Annotated in this window: 23 protein-coding genes, 3 pseudogenes and 1 riboswitch; of the genes and pseudogenes, 16 read left to right on the forward strand and 10 right to left on the reverse strand. The window is 40.2% G+C overall.

All coding sequences use genetic code 11. The features are described 5' to 3' along the window. Positions 1–152 precede the first annotated feature (152 nt). Entirely contained in the window at positions 153–1,034 is an 882-nt protein-coding gene (locus tag ACUW85_RS07095; protein WP_182023114.1) for a polysaccharide deacetylase family protein, read from the reverse strand. Positions 1,035–1,253: 219 nt separating this feature from the next. Next, entirely contained in the window at positions 1,254–1,829 is a 576-nt protein-coding gene (locus ACUW85_RS07100; RefSeq protein ID WP_149256576.1) for a rhodanese-like domain-containing protein, read from the reverse strand. 164 nt (positions 1,830–1,993) lie between these two features. On the opposite strand from ACUW85_RS07100, the gene ACUW85_RS07105 reads away from it, so the two are divergent. After that, positions 1,994–2,566: an LOG family protein gene (locus ACUW85_RS07105; protein WP_149256575.1), complete on the forward strand. Its 573-nt coding sequence runs from the start codon at positions 1,994–1,996 to the stop codon at positions 2,564–2,566. Positions 2,567–2,598: 32 nt separating this feature from the next. On the opposite strand, the pseudogene ACUW85_RS07110 reads toward ACUW85_RS07105, so the two are convergent. Together ACUW85_RS07110 and ACUW85_RS07115 are read right to left on the reverse strand one after the other, a co-directional pair. Continuing rightward, a pseudogene (locus tag ACUW85_RS07110) lies at positions 2,599–3,126 on the reverse strand (IS30 family transposase); the annotation flags it as partial. A gap of 12 nt (positions 3,127–3,138) precedes the next feature. Continuing rightward, a pseudogene (locus ACUW85_RS07115) lies at positions 3,139–3,570 on the reverse strand (transposase); the annotation flags it as partial. A gap of 64 nt (positions 3,571–3,634) precedes the next feature. Between ACUW85_RS07115 and ACUW85_RS07120 the strand changes: the two are divergent. Continuing rightward, a complete protein-coding gene (locus ACUW85_RS07120) occupies positions 3,635–4,123 on the forward strand; it encodes a GH32 C-terminal domain-containing protein (protein ID WP_111857479.1) in 489 nt (162 codons plus the stop codon). 229 nt (positions 4,124–4,352) lie between these two features. Here the strand turns inward: ACUW85_RS07120 and ACUW85_RS07125 are convergent, their stop codons facing one another. Together ACUW85_RS07125 and ACUW85_RS07130 are read right to left on the reverse strand one after the other, a co-directional pair. Then, complete coding sequence (locus tag ACUW85_RS07125; protein WP_149256608.1) at positions 4,353–5,693, reverse strand: APC family permease; 1,341 nt, start codon at positions 5,691–5,693, stop codon at positions 4,353–4,355. Positions 5,694–6,104: 411 nt separating this feature from the next. After that, the gene (locus ACUW85_RS07130) at positions 6,105–6,488 is read right to left on the reverse strand and encodes a beta/alpha barrel domain-containing protein (RefSeq protein ID WP_205713437.1); all 384 of its coding nucleotides are present in this window, start codon (positions 6,486–6,488) and stop codon (positions 6,105–6,107) included. 72 nt (positions 6,489–6,560) lie between these two features. Between ACUW85_RS07130 and ACUW85_RS07135 the strand changes: the two are divergent. Further along, a pseudogene (locus tag ACUW85_RS07135) lies at positions 6,561–7,453 on the forward strand (IS30 family transposase); the annotation flags it as partial. 220 nt (positions 7,454–7,673) lie between these two features. Next, positions 7,674–7,970, forward strand: a complete 297-nt coding sequence (locus ACUW85_RS07140) for a hypothetical protein (RefSeq protein ID WP_048728451.1) — start codon at positions 7,674–7,676, stop codon at positions 7,968–7,970. 279 nt (positions 7,971–8,249) lie between these two features. On the opposite strand, the gene ACUW85_RS07145 is transcribed toward ACUW85_RS07140, so the two are convergent. Continuing rightward, positions 8,250–8,765, reverse strand: coding sequence for a hypothetical protein (locus ACUW85_RS07145; protein ID WP_048728453.1), 516 nt, complete (start codon positions 8,763–8,765; stop codon positions 8,250–8,252). 196 nt (positions 8,766–8,961) lie between these two features. On the opposite strand from ACUW85_RS07145, the gene budA reads away from it, so the two are divergent. The 5 genes from budA (at position 8,962) to ACUW85_RS07170 (ending at position 12,906) form a co-directional block, all read left to right on the forward strand. Next, the gene (gene budA / locus ACUW85_RS07150) at positions 8,962–9,666 is read left to right on the forward strand and encodes an acetolactate decarboxylase (protein WP_182023115.1); all 705 of its coding nucleotides are present in this window, start codon (positions 8,962–8,964) and stop codon (positions 9,664–9,666) included. Positions 9,667–9,677: 11 nt separating this feature from the next. Next, on the forward strand, positions 9,678–10,418 hold the full coding sequence (locus tag ACUW85_RS07155) for a M48 family metallopeptidase (protein WP_259345349.1): 741 nt from the start codon (positions 9,678–9,680) through the stop codon (positions 10,416–10,418). Between the two features lie 107 nt (positions 10,419–10,525). Beyond that, a complete protein-coding gene (locus ACUW85_RS07160; protein WP_182023116.1) occupies positions 10,526–11,728 on the forward strand; it encodes a dicarboxylate/amino acid:cation symporter in 1,203 nt (400 codons plus the stop codon). Positions 11,729–12,001: 273 nt separating this feature from the next. Continuing rightward, positions 12,002–12,283, forward strand: coding sequence for a VOC family protein (locus ACUW85_RS07165; protein WP_396027402.1), 282 nt, complete (start codon positions 12,002–12,004; stop codon positions 12,281–12,283). Between the two features lie 122 nt (positions 12,284–12,405). Beyond that, positions 12,406–12,906: an SRPBCC domain-containing protein gene (locus ACUW85_RS07170; RefSeq protein WP_149358697.1), complete on the forward strand. Its 501-nt coding sequence runs from the start codon at positions 12,406–12,408 to the stop codon at positions 12,904–12,906. A 62-nt stretch (positions 12,907–12,968) separates the two neighbouring features. Here ACUW85_RS07170 and gpmA read toward each other — a convergent pair whose 3' ends face one another. Continuing rightward, a complete protein-coding gene (gene gpmA / locus ACUW85_RS07175) occupies positions 12,969–13,658 on the reverse strand; it encodes a 2,3-diphosphoglycerate-dependent phosphoglycerate mutase (protein WP_149256605.1) in 690 nt (229 codons plus the stop codon). Between the two features lie 387 nt (positions 13,659–14,045). Continuing rightward, positions 14,046–14,142: riboswitch (Fluoride riboswitch) on the forward strand. A gap of 47 nt (positions 14,143–14,189) precedes the next feature. On the opposite strand from gpmA, the gene ACUW85_RS07180 reads away from it, so the two are divergent. Continuing rightward, positions 14,190–15,371: a cation:proton antiporter domain-containing protein gene (locus ACUW85_RS07180; protein ID WP_149315075.1), complete on the forward strand. Its 1,182-nt coding sequence runs from the start codon at positions 14,190–14,192 to the stop codon at positions 15,369–15,371. Between the two features lie 77 nt (positions 15,372–15,448). On the opposite strand, the gene ACUW85_RS07185 is transcribed toward ACUW85_RS07180, so the two are convergent. Further along, positions 15,449–15,562 carry an SDR family oxidoreductase gene (locus tag ACUW85_RS07185; protein WP_205713466.1) on the reverse strand — a complete coding sequence of 38 codons (114 nt, stop codon included), beginning with the start codon at positions 15,560–15,562 and terminating at the stop codon, positions 15,449–15,451. 73 nt (positions 15,563–15,635) lie between these two features. On the opposite strand from ACUW85_RS07185, the gene ACUW85_RS07190 reads away from it, so the two are divergent. From ACUW85_RS07190 to nox, 3 genes are all read left to right on the forward strand, one after another. Further along, positions 15,636–15,836 carry a lipoate protein ligase C-terminal domain-containing protein gene (locus ACUW85_RS07190; protein ID WP_082148238.1) on the forward strand — a complete coding sequence of 67 codons (201 nt, stop codon included), beginning with the start codon at positions 15,636–15,638 and terminating at the stop codon, positions 15,834–15,836. A 117-nt stretch (positions 15,837–15,953) separates the two neighbouring features. Further along, positions 15,954–17,174, forward strand: coding sequence for an AI-2E family transporter (locus ACUW85_RS07195; RefSeq protein WP_154837954.1), 1,221 nt, complete (start codon positions 15,954–15,956; stop codon positions 17,172–17,174). Between the two features lie 414 nt (positions 17,175–17,588). Then, complete coding sequence (gene nox / locus ACUW85_RS07200) at positions 17,589–18,926, forward strand: H2O-forming NADH oxidase (RefSeq protein ID WP_182023117.1); 1,338 nt, start codon at positions 17,589–17,591, stop codon at positions 18,924–18,926. 100 nt (positions 18,927–19,026) lie between these two features. Here nox and ACUW85_RS07205 read toward each other — a convergent pair whose 3' ends face one another. Next, positions 19,027–19,770, reverse strand: coding sequence for an alpha/beta fold hydrolase (locus tag ACUW85_RS07205; protein WP_154837956.1), 744 nt, complete (start codon positions 19,768–19,770; stop codon positions 19,027–19,029). Between the two features lie 182 nt (positions 19,771–19,952). Between ACUW85_RS07205 and ACUW85_RS07210 the strand changes: the two genes are divergently transcribed. The 3 genes from ACUW85_RS07210 (at position 19,953) to ACUW85_RS07220 (ending at position 22,087) form a co-directional block, all read left to right on the forward strand. Next, positions 19,953–20,105 carry a hypothetical protein gene (locus ACUW85_RS07210; protein WP_165696628.1) on the forward strand — a complete coding sequence of 51 codons (153 nt, stop codon included), beginning with the start codon at positions 19,953–19,955 and terminating at the stop codon, positions 20,103–20,105. A 282-nt stretch (positions 20,106–20,387) separates the two neighbouring features. Then, entirely contained in the window at positions 20,388–20,816 is a 429-nt protein-coding gene (locus ACUW85_RS07215; protein WP_059134876.1) for a pyridoxamine 5'-phosphate oxidase family protein, read from the forward strand. A 530-nt stretch (positions 20,817–21,346) separates the two neighbouring features. Beyond that, a complete protein-coding gene (locus tag ACUW85_RS07220) occupies positions 21,347–22,087 on the forward strand; it encodes a CPBP family intramembrane glutamic endopeptidase (RefSeq protein WP_048728001.1) in 741 nt (246 codons plus the stop codon). The last annotated feature ends 254 nt before the right edge of the window (positions 22,088–22,341 follow it).

Consider the following 22,341-nt stretch of genomic DNA (forward strand, 5'->3'; position numbering starts at 1 on the left):
CAATAGTTACAGAATATAAATATATGCTAATTATGATGAGTAATTTCTCAATGTAGTCAAATTAATAACCAATATAAAAAGATAGTGAATGTTAACTTAAACAGACACTATCTTTTTGCGTGTATAAATGTTTTTAAAATCAAGTGGTTAGATTATAAGTCAGCCATTTCGTCTCGTGTGGCGATGTCACGGGCGTCAACAAATTCGTAACCTTTGGCTTGGATACCGTCTAGTATGGCCGGCATAGCTTCGTTGGTCCAAGTTAAGTCGTGCATTAATAAATTAGCGCCTGGAGATAAGAATTCAGTGTTCACCATGACATCTGCTAGCGTTGCTGGGTCTGAATAGTTTTCGTCCCAATCAAAACCATACGACCAGTTCATCGCCACCATGTTTTCTTCTTCTAAAATCCCCTCTAATTCTGGGGTTTCAATACCGTGTGGTGGACGGAAGAATTGTGGGCGATAACCAATAACTTCTTCAATAATATCTTGGTTACCAATAATTTCGTGACGCAAGGTTTCTTCGTCAGGTACTTGGTCAAGACTATAATGCGTAAGCGTGTGGTTACCAATCACATGACCCATGTCGGCAATCTCTTTTAATGCTTGCCGGCCTTCTTCGCCATCTTCACCTTGTAAGTACATACCGTTGACGAAGAAAATCCCGTAAATACCGCGATCGGCCATAGCTTGTGCTTCCTCTACTGACGACGTTGGTGTGTCGGGTAACTTCCTTGGTACATCATCGACAGTGGCGAGTACAACATTAGGGTTCGCATCCTCATTAGCCGGCAATACACTTGAAATCTCAGGGTCGATATAGTAGTTAGCTACTTGATTATCTGTTTCTTCATTAGTATCCTCATCTTGGTCAATGCTTTCCGCATCTTCACCATCATTAGTATTGTTAGCCTCTGAAGATTCACTAGTAGTAGCTTGTTCTTGGGACCCATCGCCATTTTCTTGTTCATTTCCAGCACAACCAGCTAAAAGCAAACCTGTTAATAATAGAACGGGTATTCTTTTCAACATGTCCTATTCCTCCCTATAACGTATAATATAAATATATATCTATCATACACTAATATATAAAAGATTACGGAAAAACCATTCAAATTTCAGAAAAACAATCACGCAAATGAAAAAGATAGTGACCGCTGACTCGGCAATCACTATCTTTTTAATAATATTAGTGGAGATTCTCCTCAGTAAAGCAACATAGCAAACTAAAATAAAATACAGCTAACACAATTATTCCCCTTGGGCTTGAATGACTGCTTTGATGCCGCCTTCGATGACATGTGTTTTGTTGTAGCCATGTGCTGTTAAGTAGGCGTCGCCTGCTGTGGCACGGCCGCCTGATCCACAGAGTAGGTAAATATCTTTGTCGCTATCAATTCTTTCTAAGTTATCGGCTAGCTTTTCTAGTGGGATATTTACCAAGTTTTTCTCTGGTGCTGGGCGGGTAATTTCATCTGGGTGACGTAAGTCTAATAAAATATAGTCATTATCATCAGATAATTGTAAAAAATCTGCCGCTGTGATTTCTGCACTTGTAACTAATACTTCTTGCGGGATATCTTCAAAAAAAATATAAGCGTTTGGATCTAGGTCTTCAAAGTCAGCGAGCGAATCTTCCTTATCTGTAAGGATGACAATGTTTTCTTTGTTTTTGACCAAGCCATCCCAGTATTTGTCTTTTTGCTTGGCTGTGACGTTCAAACTATTCGGCAAGTGACCTTGGCGGAAGGTTGTATTGTCACGGATATCCACCACTACTTCGTCTTGTAAGTTTTCGTATACGATTTTATTTAATGTTGTTGTCATATAACCACCTCTTCTATTTACATTATGACAGGACGCGTGGGGTGGGTCAATGTGGATGCTTGATAGAGAATGGCAGCAAGATGCGTTTCGCCCTTTTTCAGGGGGAGGTACTTGTCAGATGATGATGGTTTGGCTAAAATATTGGGAAAGAAGGGGTGTTGTGCATGGAACTTGAAAATGTTGCGGTATATTTGGGGTCGGCTACTGGAGATGACCCAGTTTATGAAGAGATGGCGACAAAGGTCGGCGAGTTGATTGCTAAATCTGGGCGAACTTTGGTTTATGGTGGGTCAAATGTGGGCTGTATGGCTGCTGTAGCGAACGGGGCTTTGGCTTTTGGCGGCGATGTGATGGGGGTTGTGCCACAGAAGTTGGCGGATAACAATATTCAACATCCTGACCTGACTAAATTGTTTGTTGTCCAAGGGATGCACGAACGGAAGGCACAGATGATTGATTTGTCTGACGGGTTTATTGCCTTGCCGGGTGGTCCAGGGACCATGGAAGAGTTGTTTGAAGTGATTTCCTGGAAGCAGGTTGGCTACCACGACAAACCAATCGGGATTTTGAATGTGAATAACTACTATGACGGCTTGTTAGACTTTTTGGATTTCCAAGTCGACCATGGGTTTATGCATCAACAATACCGAGATATGTTGTTGGTTGAAAGCGATCCGGAAGTCTTGTTAGAGAAAATGGCTGCTTATGAACCGACAGCAGAAGCGAAATGGAAATAGATATAAAGTCGAAATAAATGTATCTTCAATTGTCAGATTAAGTGCAACGATTCATTAAAAAATACTTCATAAGGGGTTTTCCAGTTTAGACATTTCCGTGGTCGCGTGTTTAATTTATTCGCTCATTCTTGAATTTGACTATCGAAAATACCTGAAATATCTTCACCTTTAGGTGAATATTCACGTAATAAACCATTAGTATTTTCGTTTGTACCACGTTGCTATGGAGCATGTGGATCTGGAAAATACACTTTAGTGCCATTTAATTCTAGCGTTATTCGACTATGTTGGGAGAATTCTTTTCCTCTATCGGGTGTAACGGTTTTACATTTATCTTCTCCTATATTTCTTAGTAGATTGATCATACAATCAATCACATTTTTAGAGATTTTCTTTTCAACCTTACCAAGTAGGGAAAAACGATATCTACGATCGACTAGAGTTACAATACAAGCCCTACCTGTTTTACCGGCTACAGTATCAGCTTCCCAATGACCGATCTCAAGGCGCTCATTGGCAGCAGATGGCCGTTCATGAATCGTATTCGAAATTGCTATTTTTCCACGGCGCTCTCAATAATTGTTTGTGTGTCGTGTTTTACCTCGATGTTTTAACTTACGAATTGCACCTTTATTGCCGTGAGAAAGATTCGGTTCATCAAAATCTCCGCGATATATTGCACGATAAATCGTATTATAACTAAGAGCTTGCTGATTTATTTCTAGTCTCATTCGGGCACTAATCTCCTCTGGAGACCATTGTTCTTCCAAAAAGAGTCGTTGTACCCGAGAATGAATTTCTGTATCTAGAAGTATGCGTTTACGACCACACTTTCTTCTCTTTCTTTGCTGATACTTTTCTTGTGCTTTTGAGGGAGAATAACTTTTTTCTTGAATAGTATTCCGCTTTAGTTCTCTTGAAATTGTTGATTTTGCACGATTTAGTTGCTTAGAAATATATCCTAAAGACTTTCCTTGCTCATGCAATAGGAATATTATTTCGCGTTCATTAAATGAGTATCCTGTTTACCAAGATGGTTGGACAAATTGTTTAAATTTAGTGAAGGAATTGAAAGTAAAAGGAAACCAATTATATCAATATCCTGTAGAAGAAATGAACAAAACTAAACGATTGCTTGAAGAAAAAGCAGAGAAAATAAATGGTTTGGTAACTTTACACCAGCCAGATGAAAATGCTTATGAATTAGAAATTCTTCTTCCTGAAAATCAACAAGGGATCCTCTATCTTTTGGCAAATAAAGAGCGGACTCGCTACTTAAAAGTTGATTTTGACTCAGAACGAGGTTTTGTTGAAGTAGACCGCACGAATGTAGGGATTGGAAAGATGAATGAAACAAAATCAACACGTCAAAGTAAATTCCTTCCAAACAAAGAGTTGAAGATGAATATCTTCGTTGATACTTCATCCGTAGAAATCTTTTTCAATGATGGTTTGAAAGTATTATCGAGTCTTGCTTTCCCAGAAAAAGAAGATACATTTATCTTTTTGGAAATGAAAGAAAGTCATGTCAGTACGCGCCTTTTTAAAATTGAATAGAGCATTCAAATAGAGACAAGCTCCAAAATTCGGAGCTTGTTTCTATTTTTTTCTTCGAACGTATCATTACTGCTCGTCGTCATTCATTTCTTTAGGAAATGTGTATGATACAGCTCATAAAAAAGTTCTGTACTATACAAACCTCCCCAAATCCCTATAAACCACCCCAAAAAAATGCAAAACAAGCAGCTTCCATATGGGGCTGCTTGTTCGATAATCTATGCCAATATTATTCTTCTTCAATTAAAACGGGAGCTTTTTGATTTTTTTGAGTATATAAGAAAACAGGAACACCTAACAGAGTCAAGACGATTCCCAATAAAGCGTTGAACGGCTGCGTCAGCAAAGTACTCATTAAAATAAACAAGCCTCCTGCAATTGCTACCAGCGGAATAAAGGGATAGAGTGGCACTTTGTAAGAGCGCTCAATTGCGGGTTTTCTTTTCCGCAGGATAATGACTGCCAGGAAAGTCATGGTAGAGAAAATCCATATAACGAATACAATCAAATCAGTCAGCTGATTGAACGAACCGGACAGCATCATCACGACAGAGATAGAAACAATCATTATGCCGCCATTCATTGGGACATAAGTTTTGGGATGCAAAACACCGAACCAATCAGCAAAAGGAAGCAATCCTCTTTTTGCCAGTACATAGGGAATGCGCATAGCAGAAATGAAGTAGCCATTCATTGCACCAAAAACAGAGATTAAAATTCCCACCGTGATTAATTTGCCGCCAATACCTGGAAACAGTTTAGAAGCAACAGCTGCTGCAGGGGTAGCAGTACCTGCAAGAGTAGCGCTATCGACTACAAAAAGATAGGCAACATTGATTGCAAGATAAACGGCCATCACGATGGAGAGTCCGCCGACAATCACGCGAGGCAATGTCTTCCCGGGATTTTTCATCTCTCCCGCCAACGTCCCCACGTTCATCCAACCATCATAAGCAAAAAGGGTGGCAACCAGTGCTGAGCTAAGAGCAGTCAGGAAAGAATGGTCTTCTGAAACAAAAGGCATAAGGCTCTGTTGACCTCCTCCAGGATAAAGTAACCCAGCAATAATGATAATAAAAAGAGGAATAAGTTTCAGGAAAGTAGCGACATTTTGAATCCTGCTGCCATGCTTCGTTCCCATAAAATTCATGAGGGCTACAAAGAGGGCGGTCCCAATCGCAATGGGAATGATCAATTGATCGCTTAACCCGAAAAGATTGATAACTTGCGTCGCAAAGATAATGGCCAAAGCCGCAAAGTTTGCTGGGAAATAAACAATCATCTGTGCCCATCCAGCCAGAAACCCCCAAATCTTTCCATATACTTTTTCCATATACAGCATTAATCCGCCCGATTCCGAGTAAATCGTGCCAATTTCAGCAACAGTCAGACCACCAGTGATGGTAATGATACCGGCAACAAACCAAGCCAACAGCCCAACACCCGGAGCCCCGCTAGCAGAATACACCGCTGTAGGCTTAAAGAAGACCCCCGCTCCAATTACAGTACCCACTAATACTGTCAGCGCAGTCAAGCCGCTGATACTTTTTTTCAATTCCGTTTTTTCCATGTTTTCTAATTCTCCTAAATGACCTTTGTCAGTGATACGTCCATACATTCTAGGGACGAAAAAACGATTCGTCAAGAACTATTTCATAGCAGAATCAACAAATATGGCGCAGGCATTTTTATTGCCTGTGCTACCTGCCATGAATAGGCAAGAGAAGGGTTTTGATTTGCCGTCTCTGATTAAAAAAGGAAACATCGATATGAAAGATAACCTTCAGAAAAGTATTTTATATTTCTTTTAGATCAAATGGAATGGAAAAGTGGGAAGGCCGAGCGATTCCTGCTGTCAAAAATACCTCCTTCACGTAATCAACTGCTAAGCCTTTCGTGAAGGAGGTATTTTTCTTTATATTCATTTTACATCTGTAAATCCTCTTAAAAATGATCGTCACAGCATTCTACTTCTGTCTTTCTAAGCCTTTTTATTTACGGAAGCATCAAAAATGCTATCAATTGCATCCTTTAATGCGGCGTTAATTTCCTCATCGGTCTGGTTGACGTTCAGGTCTTGGGAGAGAGCACGGGAGAAGCTGGCGATCAAACCATCATTTTCTTTCAGTTTTACGTTTGCCTCATCCCTTGAATAACCGCCGGAAAGGGCCACGACCCGAAGAACATTTAGATGGTCAATGGTTTCTTTATAAGTATTAGCCACAGTAGGAATTGTCAACTTCAACATAACATGATCGTCTTCGTGTAAGGTATCCAGATTCCGCAGCAATTCTTCTTTCAGAATAGTCTCCACTTCATCTTTTTTCTCACTATAGATGTCGACTTCAGGTTCAATGATTGGCACAAGCCCCGCATCCAGAATCTGTCTGGCAACTTCAAATTGTTGCTCGACAACTGCCCGGATTCCTTTTGGGTTCAGCTCCAAAATGGAAAAGTGTATGACACCTACTATTCTGTTTATGACGCTGATGCAGGACAGGCCTTCTATGAAAATCAACGACTGAACTGTGGCAGACGCCCCAAATGGGCGAACACAAATGCCTTCATTGACTGGGTAGATGACAAAATGTTAAATGAAAAATGGTCGCCGGACGTCGTAGTCGGATTTGCCAGAAAACACGCGCTGTTCGATTGTGCCATCATTCCTGGAACAACTGCTCTTTATCAATGGATTGACCGCGGAATCATGCGAACAAAGAACATGGACTTGCTTGAAAAACTGTCCCGTAAAATCAAAGCGGGCCGCCCAGGACACCGTCCCAACAAGCGTGTTCTCGGGACGTCAATTGAAGAACGCTCTAAAGAAGTTGAAACCCGGGAAACATTCGGTCATTGGGCAATCGACACAGTCGTGGGAAACAGACCAAGTCGGATGCCGTGCTGCTGACGCTGGCTGAACGGCAGACACGCTTTGAAGTCATCCTAAAGTTGAACGGGAAGGACACCGAATCGGTGGACCAAGCGGTTCAACAGCTAAGAGAACGGGCTGGCGCTAACTTCGATCAATTATTTAAGACCGTGACCTCCGACAATGGCTCGGAGTTTTCGGGGCTACACGATGCTCTGCAAGATGTAGCTGACGTCTATTTCAGCCACCCCTATGCTTCTTGGGAGCGTGGGACGAGCGAAAATCAGCATAAATTAATTCGCCGTTTCGTCCCCAAGGGAAGCCCGATTAGTGAGGAGAGCGAGAACCAGATTTTGCGGATCCAGCGTTGGATGAACGATTACCCGCGGAAAATTTTCGGTTATGCAACACCACATGACACATTTGTTCAAGCATTCAAGCAAGAACGATTGGGGGCTTGACCTATCATTACTTGACCTCGGCATGGCTTCATGTCTGGAAAGATGGCCTGAGGCCAGACTGGTCGGAAGACTACCTTCCCTCAGTTCATTATCAGAGGGTCACTGATTTAGAATAACAAGGCAGTTACGGTACCAAACAAATGAGTTACCTGTAGTGGCTAACTTAACCTTGAAATTTACGAAAAAATAAAAACATAATTTTTAGGAAGGAAGTATTCAGTTGGTTCAATTGTTTTCCATTGTTTCAAAACATAGAGGCGTGGATTTCCATCATCCCCATTCCGAGAAAATTGGTCATCCTGAAGGAATTGATGTTTACCTTGCTCTCTTTATCAAAACAAATGCTATTTTTTATATAAATGATAAATTTCATCAAGTGAGACCAAATTCTATAGTTATATTTTCTCCTGGCACTTCTTTTTCTTATCATAACCCTGAAGGTGATTGCATTAATGATTACTTTAGATTTCATTGTTCGGATCCAGATTTTTTTGAAATTTTTATGTGTTGCACTTAAATTGTAAATTCGACATATAGAAAAAGGGGCTTTGACATTAGTGTCAGGCCCCTAATTACTATTTACCACAAGTCGTAATATCAGGCTCTTCTTACGAAAGGCATCGGTATGTCGCTGCGTTCCGTCGGCTGTCCCACAAAAGTCAAACTCTTTCGATGCTTTCCAAAATACGCCAATTACTTCCGGTAATTGTTCGGCTTTTTAAGGTGTAAGAGCCGACACCAAGAAAGGAACCTTTGGAAGATTAGAGCAGCGACTTTTGTCGTAGCTTCAATCTATCTACCACAAGTCTTCTCCTTGGTCGTAATAAGTCTGGTATTTTTTTATGATGTCGTCTTTTTGTTTCAAGATGTTGGCTAGACCTTTGACCAATTCGCTAGATGTTTCCACCATCGACATGTCCTCTTTTTGGCTTAAAATGGCGTCTGAAACCCCGTCGTAGGGTACTGCTTCGTAGATTTCATCCAGGACTTTGGTGATTTGGTATGCTAAGCGTTCTTTTCGCTGTTCTTCGTAGGCTTTAATTTGCGGTAGGGCACTGATCATATAGCGAAAGTCAAGGTGGCGGGTCATCTGCCCATTTTGCACGAGGACATATTCCTTCTCGAAGGGTGAAATGCCAGGAAATTGGCCGTGAATTTGGTACCAACCATCATAAATTTCCCAAACACCAGGCCGGATCTCAGGCTGAAAATCCCGTTTCAAGACGAAAGTCTCATCATCCCCCGTAATTTCCGCCATCCACCGCTTCTCATCCTCGCCAATCGGCATCAAAGGCAACTCGTGCGAAATCATCCAACCACTCCTCTCGAATTTTTTGTCTAGTAAGTACTAGTTAGTATAGGAAAAAGGGCCAACAATTTCAAGCTGTCATTCCTACAACAGCTTGCGAGACGAGGGCAAAAAAGGTAGTATGGACATGACAAGAAGTGCCATCGTTTAAATAATATGAAAATGAACTGTGCACAGAAAGCGATACGGGGAGACAGATATGGCGAAACTATTTCAACATCAAACATTGGGCGACTTAATGGCGGGCTTTTTCGATGGGTCGATGACCATAGAAGCCTTATTAAAAGAGGGCAACTATGGGATTGGCACCATGGACCATTTAGATGGGGAATTGATCGTGATTGACGGTAAGGCATACCAGGCCAAGGAAAACGGCGAATTAGTCGTTTTAAAAGGGGACGAAACCGTGCCGTATGCCGCCGTTACTGACTTTACGCCTGACCAAACCTTCACCGTAAACGAATTATTTACCCTAGACGAATGGCATCAATACCTAAAAGGGAAATTGAAATCCTTATCGACATTTTCAGTCATCCGCATCGAAGGGTCTTTTGATTTCATGCATACCCGGGTCATCCCGCGCGTTGAAGAACCTTTCCCGCGCTTTATTGACGCCAGTCGCAAGCAACCCGAATTCAAGCAAGAAAACGTCAAGGGTACTTGCATCGGGATTTACGGTCCTTACCTATTTGAAGGTGTAGTTAAACAAGGCTTTCATTGCCATTTTATCAGCGAAGACAAAAGTTTTGGTGGCCACATCATTGATTATACGATTAATCATGCAGACGTATCCGTCCAAACCGTCACCGACTTCCACCAGCATTTCGCAACTGATAATACAGCTTTCATGAATGCCACAGTCAATTACGATAACCTCATTACAGAGATTAACGAGAGTGAATAAGGGCAGTCATTTTGCCAAAACAATCACGCAGGGAGGTGCTAGCTATTAAACTTGATATGACCATCGCGGGCTATCCCGTTCAAGTAACCAAGCAGGCCAACTATAAAAACTTGACCTTAAAAGCCGTCCCACCTCATGGAGACCTGCGTATTTCAGCACCCAATTATGCCAGTAAAGCCGCTATTGTCGCCTTCGTGGAAACTAACTTAGCCCAAATTGAGCGGATGCAGGCAGATATCCAAAACCGTTACCAAGACCAGGTCAAACGCTATGAAACTGGCGAAATCCATTATTTATGGGGCCAATCCTATCCTTTACTAGTCATTGAAAAACCGGGGCCAACATCTTGCCAATTAATGGATAACCAGCTAGTTTTAACTGTCAAACCAGGAATGGACCAGGATGGGCGGGCACAAGTCATGACGGCCTTTTACAGACAAGCGTTGAAAGACCAATTGGTCATTACCGGCCCTAAAATGATGGCCCATATGGACGTATGGGCCAATGAATTTCGGATCAAGCAAATGAAAACTAGATGGGGGACCTGCAATATCCAGAAGAAACGCATCTGGATTAGTTTGAACTTGGTCACTGCACCATTAATTTGCCTGGAATCAGTTGTTGTTCACGAATTAGTCCATTTACTAGAAACCAACCATACCAAGCGTTTCTACCAGCTAATGGACCAATATTTTCCGAAATGGCAAGAAGCGAATGCAATTTTGTCGAAATTACCTAGTTTATTTCATTAAAAATCTGTTAAAATAAAAGCAGTAATCTCATAAAAATAAGTTAAGCCCCAAGTTGATTTGGGACTTTTTTCTTTTTGAGAAAGAAATGATTTAGAGGAGTTGTTCATATGGCAAAGAAGGGGTTTAAAATACCGCTAGCCTTGAAATTAGTGATTGCAATTATATTAGGAATTATTGTCGGCCAATTTGGTTTTCTACCAGAAATTTTCTTCCAAGTATTAAAAACATTATCCGGATTATTCTCCGAGTTCCTGGCCTTCATCATTCCATTGATGATCGTCGGCTTGATTATTCCAGGTATCGCTGAACTAGCAGAAGGTGCGGGTAAACTTTTAGGGATTACTGTAGCCATTTCCTACGGGTCAACAATCGTTGCCGGTATCATTGCCTATGCTGTAGCCAGCAATTTATTCCCAATATTTATCACCTCCGACTTGGCAAATACCATCCAAAAATCAGGTGAAGGGGCCACCGCCTTATTCTCAATTGGTCTAGAACCCATGTTTTCAGTTACCGCAGCCATTATCTTCGCCTTTATGTTAGGCTTAGGGATTTCTTGGCTACGAGCAAGAGGACGGGGAGAAGCTTTGATGACAGTATTTACCGACTTCGGTAAGGTCATCGATCTAACCTTACAAACAGTCGTCATTCCACTACTGCCGTTCTATATCTTCTTTAACTTTGCGGATATGTCATATTCAGGCTCTGTATTTGCTGTTATGTCAGTCTTTTGGCGGGTATTAGTCACTGCCATCGTCTTACATATACTATACCTAGCCTGCATGTTCGCCGTGGTTGGTGCTTACGCCGGTAAGAACCCAATCCAAATGATGAAGAATCAAATTCCGGGTTGGTTAACAGCCGCAGGTACCCAATCATCTGCCGCAACCATTCCAACAAACGTTGAAATTGCCCGGAAAAATGGCGTCTCTGAGCAAATCGCTAACTTCGTTGTGCCACTATGCGCCACTATCCATCTAGCTGGTTCAATGATCACCATCATATCTTGTGTGACAGCCATCTTAATGATGTACTCAATGCCAATCTCAATTGGTACAATGGCTGGCTTCATCATGGTACTAGGAATCGCTATGGTCGCTGCACCAGGTGCACCAGGCGGGGCCATCATGTCAGCTTTACCTTTCTTACCAATGGTTGGTCTAACAGAAGCCTTCAACCAATTAGCCATTTCTTTATACATCACCCAAGACTCATTTGGTACCGCAACAAATGTATCAGGTGACAACGCCATCGCCGTCATCGTCGATGCCATCTACAAAAAAGATAAAAAAGCAGAACAAGCTAAGTAGATTTACTCTAAAGGATTCAGTGTAAAGGCTGGATCTTTTTTTATTTTATTGTTGATAAGTCGATAATATTGTAGGTCATTTTTTTTAGTGGGGGTAGGCCTAATTGGGATAGACTGTTCGAATTTTCACTTTCTTGTGGTAAACTATATAAGTATTAGTGACGTATGACTGACCAGCACCCAATGAAGTAGAGCTATCATGAAGCGTATTGCACCTTGTTTATGTTTTAGTGCCGGCGATTGTGAAGAGGCGGTTTGCTTCTAAGTAGATCTGATTCCGAATTCAGAAATTCAGCAGATTGAGTACTATCCAGATGCCAGTTTAGACGAATACTTTGAGGGTATGACAGGTAAAGTTATTACGGCAGAGTTCACTTTAAATAACCAACCTTATATTGCTTTGGAGGGTGGGCCATATTTCCGTTTTAATGAAGCAATATCTTTGAGGCTTAATTGCGAGAGTCAGGATGAAATAGATTATTACTGGGAAAAATTATCCGCTGTTCCTGAAGCTGAGCAGTGTGGTTGGGTAAAAGATAGATATAGTTTATCCTAGCAAATTGTGCGGCAAATATCGGAGAGTTACAACAAAATCCAGCACAAATTCAAGTCATGATACAGATGAAGAAGATTGATATCCAAAGGCTATTAGATTTAGCGTAAGGGAAAGGAAACACGATGTTATTTGGGCAATTAATTGAAAACGAAAGTTCGTATACACTATACTTTGAAAGGGACTTTTACCAGTCAAAAGAGGCAGTATTCAACGCTTTGACAGATCCAGTCATTTTTTCAAAATGGTATCCATTCGCAACAGGGGAAATGGATGGCCAAGTTGGCGGATTGATAAAATTTGATGACGGCGAAGGGAATCTTTACCAAGGGGTGATTACTAAGTTTTCACTTGAAGATGGTTTTGAGTTTATCGAAGATGGCCGCGATGTGATACGCATGGAGATTTCTGAAACGGAATCTGGTGCTAGATTACATTTTAACCATACATTTTCAGACCTTGCCTGGGTAGTGCAAACGGCTACCGGTTGGCATAATTGCTTAAATGTATTCGTGCAAATCATGAACGGTCAACCACCACAATGGCCATTGCCAGATGAATTGGTTGAGTTAACGCAAGCTTATGAAGCATATTTTAAAGAAATAAAATTTAAAGAAGAAAAATAGCCTAGAAGTCGAGGAAACAACGTTCCTGGCTTCCGGGCTATTTATTTGCATGTCATTACATGTTATTTGGCGATATGTTTCGTTAAGACTTTTTTGTTTGAGATATGAAGGTTTTCGTCAACGTCATAAATAATGGGTTCACCAGTTGCGATTTCTAAGTTAGGAATATCTTCATCAGAAATACCCTCCAAGTATTTGGTTAATGACCGCAAACTGTTGCCATGAGCAACAACAAGGACATTTTTGCCTTCTTTTAAATCAGCTGCAATATGGTCTTCCCAATAAGGCATGGTCCGGTTTAATGTGTCTTTTAAACTTTCGCCAGCTAATAAATGGTCGATATCAAGGTCTTGGTATCGACGGTCAAAAGTATCGGCAGTCGCTTGAGGCGGGCGGACATCATAAGAACGGCGCCAGATATGCACTTGGTCTTCGCCGTGAATAGCGGCCGTTTCTGCCTTATTCAATCCTTGAAGGGCACCGTAATGGCGTTCGTTTAACCGCCAATGTTTGTGGACTGGTAAGTAAAGTTGGTCTAAATTATTTAGCGTATAAAAAGTTGTTTGAATGGCACGTGCTAGTAGGGAAGTGTGTACAATATCAAAAGTTAAACCTTCTTCTTTAAGCGCTAGACCAGCAGTCTTAGCTTCCTCCACCCCTAGAGGACTTAAAGCCGGATCTAACCATCCAGTAAACACATTTTGTAAATTCAATTCACTTTGTCCGTGGCGGATAAATACTAATTTGGCCATCTTTCTCCATCCTTTCAAGGATACTGTATTTTTATTTTTAGGCTCACCTATAATATACACCCGAGTAAAAATGATAGCAAGAAAAGACACTTCAAATTCTTTAATAACGATCATTAACAAGTGATAATATCTTAAGGGTTATTTAGGGGAAATTGTCTGGTTGAAGAGGTTAGTTTAGTTAGTTATTAAAGGGTATTTAACCGTGATTAATCGATAGATTTTTGAGGATCGACAAAACAGGGGAAAGCCCTTTTTTGGTGCATAAGTCAAAGTGCTTTTGGAATGAACAGTAGATTTATGAATATGCTAGAGAAATGATAAGCCAAAGGGTTATTTTTAAATATAGTACCTTGTATTTTTCAGAAAAATGGCGTATGCTTAAGGAACATAAAAAGAGGGAATGAGGTTCTCCCTGGTCAAGTAGATGGTGATTTTAGGCCATCCCATACCGAACCGCTGAAAAGCTGATGACTTCTGCAAGTAAAACTGCAGGCGTATCAGCTTTTTTTGTGCCTGCAAAAGGAGGGAATTATGTTACTATCGTTAGGTTTTATCATTGTTGTGGGGTATTTATTGGGGCGCTTGTTGAGTGCAATGAATTTACCTAGTTTAATCGGCTACATCATCGCTGGCTTAATCATGGGACCATCATTTTTCAATCTAATTGACCAAAGTACATTGGATATATCCAGTGATTTAAGACGGATTGCCTTGATGATCATCTTACTTAGAGCGGGTTTAAATATCGATTTGCAGGACTTGAAGAAAGTAGGGCGCCCAGCCATCTTGATGAGCTTCCTACCAGCCACCCTAGAAATCATCGGGACAATCATTTTGGCACCAATATTCTTTGGGATGTCATACTTATCTGCCGCTATCTTAGGGGCTATTATCGCGGCCACATCACCAGCCGTCGTCGTTGCCCGCATGTTAGATTTAATGGGTAAGGGATACGGTAAGAAAAAAGGGGTACCGCAAATGATTCTAGCGGGCTCTTCTATGGATGATATCTTCGTCATCATCATATTCACCGCCTTAACAGCCCTTGCTCAAACTGGTGAATTCCATTGGTTAAGCATGCTATCTATGCCAACCTCTATCATATTAGGCATCGCTGGGGGGTTATTGGTAGGTTGGCTACTGTCACTAGCCATTGAAAAATATCAATTATCAGGTGGATACCCAGTCATCTTAACCTTTGGGATGGCTTTGTTATTTGATGGAATTGAAAAAGCCATGACAGGACCAATCGGCTTCTCAGCCTTACTTGCTGTGATGGCAATGGGCTTTATGATGCTTCGCGTCAATCCAGTTCAAGCCAAATCTGTTCAAGTAGGTTTTAATAATTTATGGCAAGTCTTTGAAATTATCCTATTCGTGTTAGTTGGTGCCAGCATGTCCATCGAATCCGTCGAAGATTCAGGCCTCATTGCAGTAGTGTTAATTGTCTTGTTGTTGGTATTTAGAGGACTTGGAGTACTTTTATCTGTTTTAGGCACTCAATTAAACAAAGAGGAAAAAGCATTTGCCATCTTTGCCTACATTCCAAAAGCCACAGTACAAGCAGCCATAGGGGCGGTGCCCTTAGCGATGGGCTTGCCGAATGGTCAAATCATTTTAACCATCTCAGTCGTTGCCATCTTAGTCACCGCACCGCTTGGCGCTGTCTTAATCGACCAAACCCATAATCGACTATTGCGTGATGATCGATAAATAAGGATATAAAAACAAATAAAAGCTGGCTCTCAAAAAAATGAGGACCAGCTTTTTTTACGGAAAATTTATTTATTTTAGAATGGCGCCGTGAAGCCACCATCTACAGTGATAATATCACCGTTCATAAATTTATCGTCATCTGATGCTAAGAATACTGCGGCATGGGATATCTTCGGGTGGACCAACACTTGGGTTTAAACCGCTGAAGGCACCAATCCGGGCGTTCCCAAAGTCACTTAAGTTGGTCATTGTTGAGGCAATATTTGTAGCGATTGCACCTGGGGCAATCCCGTTAACACGGATCTTGTTGTTGGAACACTTGAAGTCAACTTAAAAGTTGTCAAGGGGCATATTCAAAAATGTCGAATTTATGGTGATTTTTTTGAAAAGAAAAATGTTGCAGATATAGAAAACCTACTCGTAGGTTGCACATTAGGGGAAGATGTAGTAGCGAGTGATTGAACAGATATTGACTTAACACCGTATTTTGGTCCGATTAATTCAACTATTCTAACTAACCTAGTTTTAGCATAATATGCTAAAATATATATATTAAAGTAGAGAAAGAGTTGAATTGAATTGAAAAAATTAAATGGTCCAACAAAGCAAGGGGTCCAATGGTTGGCTTTGATTGCGGTATTTATATTAGCCGTAATCAACTGGTCATATCTTGTCCAAGCAGTTTCTATGATTTGGTCAGTGATTTTCCCCTTAATCTTAGGTGGGATGATTGCCTTTGTCCTTAACATATTGATGACCTGGCTTGAAAAATACTTATACCCGAATGCAAAAAATAAGTATTTGAAAGCATCTAGACGACCAGTTGCTATTATTTTAGCTATCTTAGTTGTCTGTTTAGTGATAGCAGCGACGGTTGTAATTGTGTTACCACAATTGGCGTCTGCGATTATGACGTTGATTGAAGTGGTACCTGAGACTATTGAAAATCTAACAAATTGGTTTAATAATCAAGATGCTTTGGTTCCTTTAGTGAACGACTTAGCAAACAAAGCGAATCTCGATTGGGGTAGTATCTTCTCTAATGTGGCAAGTGGCATTAACAATGTAGCTTCAGGTCTAGCGACGACGTCTGTTTCGGTATTAACCACTTCTGTTGGTGCAGTAACTAATATCTTCTTGGGTATCTTGTTTGCAATTTATATTCTCTTCTCAAAGGAAAAATTAGCCAAACAAGTAGAACGATTGCTAACGGTTTATGTTCGCGATGATATCCACCAATTAATTGAAAATGTGGCTCGAGTTGCTAATGAAACGTTTTCTAAGTTTATTTCAGGAATGGTTATTGAAGCAATCATCTTGGGTACTTTAGTGACAGTCGGGTTATTTATTCTTCAAGTTCCTTATGCTGCGATGTTGGGCGTTCTACAAGGTGTAATGGCATTGATTCCAATTATTGGTGCCTTCCTATCGGGTGCGGTCGGCGTCTTGATCCTACTCGCTTTAAACCCAACCTACGCCTTGATTTATCTCATCTTCGTCTTATTTGTCCAACAATTAGAAGGGGACTTGATCTATCCACGAGTTGTGGGGGATTCAATTGGACTACCATCTATGTGGGTGTTATTCGCTGTAACTGTTGGTGGGGGCTTGATGGGTATTCCTGGTATGTTAATCGGGGTGCCGGTTCTAGCTTCAATCTATAAGATTATCAAGATTGATGTCAAATACCGCGAGCAAGTCCGTCAAGCAGCAGGGAAACAAGATGTAGAGCTAAAAGTAAGCTTTTTAGAGAGTCTGCGTCACCCAGCGTTAATCGAAGAAGAGATTGATAAGACGTAACATCGTATAAAAATGCACAAACTTTTTCACATGCGACACATTCACAAGGTTGAAATGCGAAAAACGTTGATATAAAAGGAAAAGACGCCACTTAATTGTGAGCGTTTTTTTCATTTATCTAGGCTCAAAATCTATAAAAATACAAAAAATGTACAAAAACACCCGAATTTGTGAAAAAGCGAATTTGAAGTAAAAATGATTATTTTTAAGAAAATAACAAAAATTGCAATAATTAGACCAAAAACAAAGGGTCTTAATAAGTTTTTCACAAACTTTCCTTTAAAATTGCTTGCTATGGACTTTGTGAGCTTTTATAAATTATACAACTTTGGTTTGTCATCCAAAAAAAATGGTGTTATTCTGTGCTTGTAAATAAATGAGCAAATGATATGTACACCGAGGAGGAAACATTTAATGAAAGTTGTAGTAGTAGGAACTAACCATGCAGGTATCTCAGCAGCAAATACATTATTAGATTCAGATCAAGACGTAGAAGTTACATTAATAGACCGTAACTCAAACTTATCATACTTAGGTTGTGGGACCGCATTATGGGTAGGTCGTCAAATCGATAGCTACGAAGGGTTATTCTATACAAAAGCTGCAGATTTCGAAGCTAAAGGTGCTAAAGTATCTTTAGAAACTGAAGTAAAAGAAATCGACTTTGAAAATAAAGTTGTTTACGCAGAAACTAAATCAGGTGAAAAATTAGAAGAAAACTATGACAAATTAGTTTTAGCAACTGGATCTCTTCCAATCGCACCTAAATTACCAGGTAACGACTTAGAAGGATTACACTTCCTAAAATTATTCCAAGAAGGTCAAGAAGTAGACAAAGCCTTAGCAGCAGACGACGCTAACGTTGTATGTGTTATCGGTGCTGGTTACATCGGTGTTGAAATCACTGAAGCAGCAGCTCGTCGCGGTAAAGAAGTACACATCTTCGACGCAGAAGAACATTCATTAATGAACTACTACGATGTAGACTTCGCAGTAGCGATGGACGAAAACTTACGCGCTAACGGCGTACACACTCACTTTGGTGAATTAGCTGAAGAATACTTAGGTGAAAACGGTAAAGTAACAGGTCTTAAAACAACTAACGGCGAATACAAAGCTGACGTTATCATCAACTGTATCGGTTTCCGTCCAAACGCTGGATTAGGTGCAGACCACTTAGATACATTTGTTAACGGCGCTTACTTAGTAGACCGTACATTCAAAACAAACGACGACTCAGTATATGCAGTAGGTGACTGTGCAACTAACTACTCAAACGCTGTAAATGACACAGCTTATATTGCATTAGCTTCAAACGCTGTTCGTTCAGGTATCGTTGCAGGTCAAAATATCTTAGGTAACCACGTAGAAGGTGCTGGTATTCAAGGTTCAAACGGTATCGAAATCTTTGGCTTGAAATTAGTATCTACTGGTTTATCAGTACGTGCAGCAGAGAAAAACGGCTTGAAAGTAAACTACACAGACATCGAAGATACACAATTACCCGGTTTCATGCCAGCAGAAGAAAATGGCGAAGTTAAATTACGTATCGTATACGAAGAAGAATCTCGTCGTATCGTAGGTGCGCAAATGGTATCACGCGTTGACATATCAATGGGAATCCACATGTTCTCATTAGCAGTACAAGAACAATTAACAGTCGACAAATTAGCATTATTAGACTTGTTCTTCTTACCTCACTTCAACCAACCATACAACTACATCACAAAAGCAGCATTAAAAGCTGAGTAATAAAAATCTTAGTAATAGAAATCTAAATCATTGAAAAAGGGCAACCCTCTTAGCTAACCCCAGCTAGGAAAGGTTGTCCTTTTTTCGCGATGAGGACAATCTATAAATGGCCTAAGAAGAAAGTCGTCATCATATCCATTGTTTCTGTCTTAACCAAATGGTCTTCATCCTCGTGTACAAAAATGATATTGTCCAAGTGGTTGTTGTCTTTTACGAACCCCGCAGTCTGGTCATAAGGAACCCGCCAATCACGTTCGCCGTGCCAAACCAAGAAGGGTCTGCCCGCTAAGCTGTCAACTTGGGTGGACAAATCATACCGGTCAACCCAAGCCGTCAAATCTCTTAAATCATCTGGCACAAACCGGTTAAATGATCTGCTGGCATGTTCAATCAGTCGCTCTCGGTATTGGATAGGGGTAGGTGACCCCATCATACAAGACGCTACTTTAATTTCTGGATGGTGGGTCAGTAAAGCAGACGACGTAAACCCGCCCATAGAAGTCCCGCCAACCCCAATCCGGTCACCTAAGACCAAGTTGAGTCGTTTGAAATGTTGGATAATAGCCCCAAATTCAAATAAATTACTTTGGATACTTTGCCAAAAAGTCAATGATGGGATGGCAGATATGGCTTGCTTGCGGCGACCATGGTTCATGGCGTCTGGTAACAGGACCCGAAAACCTACTTTTGCTAACTTTCGCCCCTGGGTTAAGTTTAGTTCCTTATTGGATTGCCAGCCATGATAATAGACAATCAAGGGTAAGGGGGCGTTTCGCTGGTCCAATGGAACGACTTCTAGTAAGGGGATTTCCCTAATTTGTCGTCTTCTAATGGTTGTTTTCAATGGTATTTCCTCGCATTCAATCACTGGCTTCAGCTTTTATTCACTTGCAAATATAGCGACAGCTAGGAGGAAATGCAAACATTAGGAACTAGCTGGTAGCGGGTAATTTTAAGGGGAGGGTTTTTGTGAAGAACTTTGAATATTGCTTTTTCAAAATCTAAACGGGGGACCTATTATACACAATGGCCCCTGAACAAGGAGTGAAGGATGTTTTAGCAGACTTAGTTTCAACTTCAACCGTGAACACATTCGTTATAGCGGATGACTTAAGCAATTTAGCAGACGCTAAAGAAGCTGTTAAAAAGCAGATGCAGTTGTTATCATGGCACGGTTAGTCGCAACAGAAGGGGCAGACATGAAGACTGCCCACCAACCACCCACTAGTTCTAAGGGTCAATAGCGCTCATGACTTTATCATCGAGTCTGGTGAGTACAAGTTCTACGTAGGGCGCAAATGATAATACACCATTCGATAGAGTTTAGACACCATAAACTGGCAAACGGTAACCCTGTCATTTTCCAGTTTTTAATAGATTTTTGACTTAGGTTTTACTAAAGAAATATGGGATTTTGCGATACAATAGAAGAAAGTAGAACTATGAAGGAGATGTTGAAAAATGGCATTACAAGATTACATGACAATCTTAGAAAATATGGGTGCAGCGGTTTTTGCGACGGTAGATAGTGAAGGGAAACCTCGTACACGGTTTGCGAATGTTGGTGTGGCGAATGAAAACGGGATTTTCTTTATGACTAAACCAGGTAATGAATTCTATACTCAATTACAAGCAAATGAGCATGTATCAATTTCAGCTATGTCAAATGACGAAAATGGGATTCAAGCCATTACCATTGAAGGTAAAGTGCGTGAAGTGGATCAATCTTACTTAGAGGATATTTTAAAAGACAATCCATATGTAAAAGATGTCTATCCTGATGAAGAAGACCGGAAATCAGTTGTCGCTCTTCAAGTATATGAGGGTAGTGGCTTCTATATGAACTTAAAAGAGCATAAAAACGACACATTCGAATTTTCAGCAGAATAATAAAATTTCTAGTAATCTTTTGGTTTCAGTTTTTTCCTATCATTGCCTGACGATTCAGAATGTAACGGGGTGCTTCCGAACATTCTGATATGTGGTAGGACATCCTTGCTTCACCGCGAAGGCATGCTAGGAAAACTTCTGCCTAAGGTTTAACTCGGAAATCTATCGTACTACAAATAATACAATTGGAATTGAAAATGGGGAGAGACAAAAACTCTTCCCATTTTATTTACTCAAGGAATGAATAAACGCTTATTGAAGAAATGCTAGGTTTTCAAGGCTATAGTTTTTCTAACATGTATTTTCATATCATTGTCACTACTACAATTACATATGCTTCTAACTACAGTGCAATCGTTTTAAATATCGTTACACTTGTTAATGGTTATTAGTTTTTGAAAGTATTCTCACTAGTCTAGTGAATTCACTTTTCAGATATGGTAAGGTTAGGATAATTTATTTTGATATAAAAAATAAGTAAGTCATATATATAAGAAAGTTGTAATCAACAAAAAAGTTAGGGGTATCATATGGGGAAAAGGAAGAATCGAAATACGGATGCTTATTATCAAGATCCAACTAGACAGAAGTGGACGAGTTGGATAGTTGGCGCGGCTAAGGTTGTTTTGTGGACGATTGCTTATACATTAATGGTCTCGATACCTCAATTATACGTCATGTTTGGTAACTATTTGGATAATACCTGGTTAACGATATTGGGCATTTTAAGTATTGTTTATATGTTTGCTGTGAGCTATTGGTTTTATCGCCGATACCAAAAGCAAAATCCAGAAAATGTTGTGGGTTTAACTTGGGATGATATTATAAAGGACTTAGCCATTTTTGCAGGTGTTTTAGCCTTTAAAATGATTATGTCAGTCATTATGGGTAACATGTACGGAGTAGAGACGACGGTAAATGATGATATGATTTTTGGTTTGCTAGGTAGTAATAGCAATATCCTAGTGGCCTTAAACCTAGGCTTAACCGTGATTACTATGGCCCCAGTGATGGAGGAAATCATTTTCCGCGGTATGATCAGTAAAGGGATGTTCAAGGATAGCTTCTTCTCTGCAGCTATTATCATCTCTTCAATCTTCTTTTCAAGTATGCATCTTTCAGGTAACTTCATTTCTTTCATTATATATGCAGGAATCGGGGCGGCTTGTTTTATGGCTTATTGGCGGAAGAAAAATATCAATGATGCCATCTTTATTCATTTCTTGAATAATGTACCGGGCGCAATCATGATTATATTTGGTTTATTTTAGGGAAACTTGTTTAAATAATGCCTCCTTGAAGGGTATGGATGGGATATCGATACTACTTTAAAGAGGTTTTTTTACATTTATTGCAACCAATGTTACGTTATTGTTACATAAATATGGCGTTTATATTTAAAATAGAAATCTTTAATTTGAATTTAAGACTTTCTTAAAAGATTGATTTATTAACCTTTTTTAAATTTTTTTATTATTTTTTTGTGATTTTAGTTCAAGTAAGGTAAATTTTATTAGCGGAGTAT

The sequence above is a fragment of the Aerococcus sp. 150760013-2 genome, from assembly GCF_053627715.1.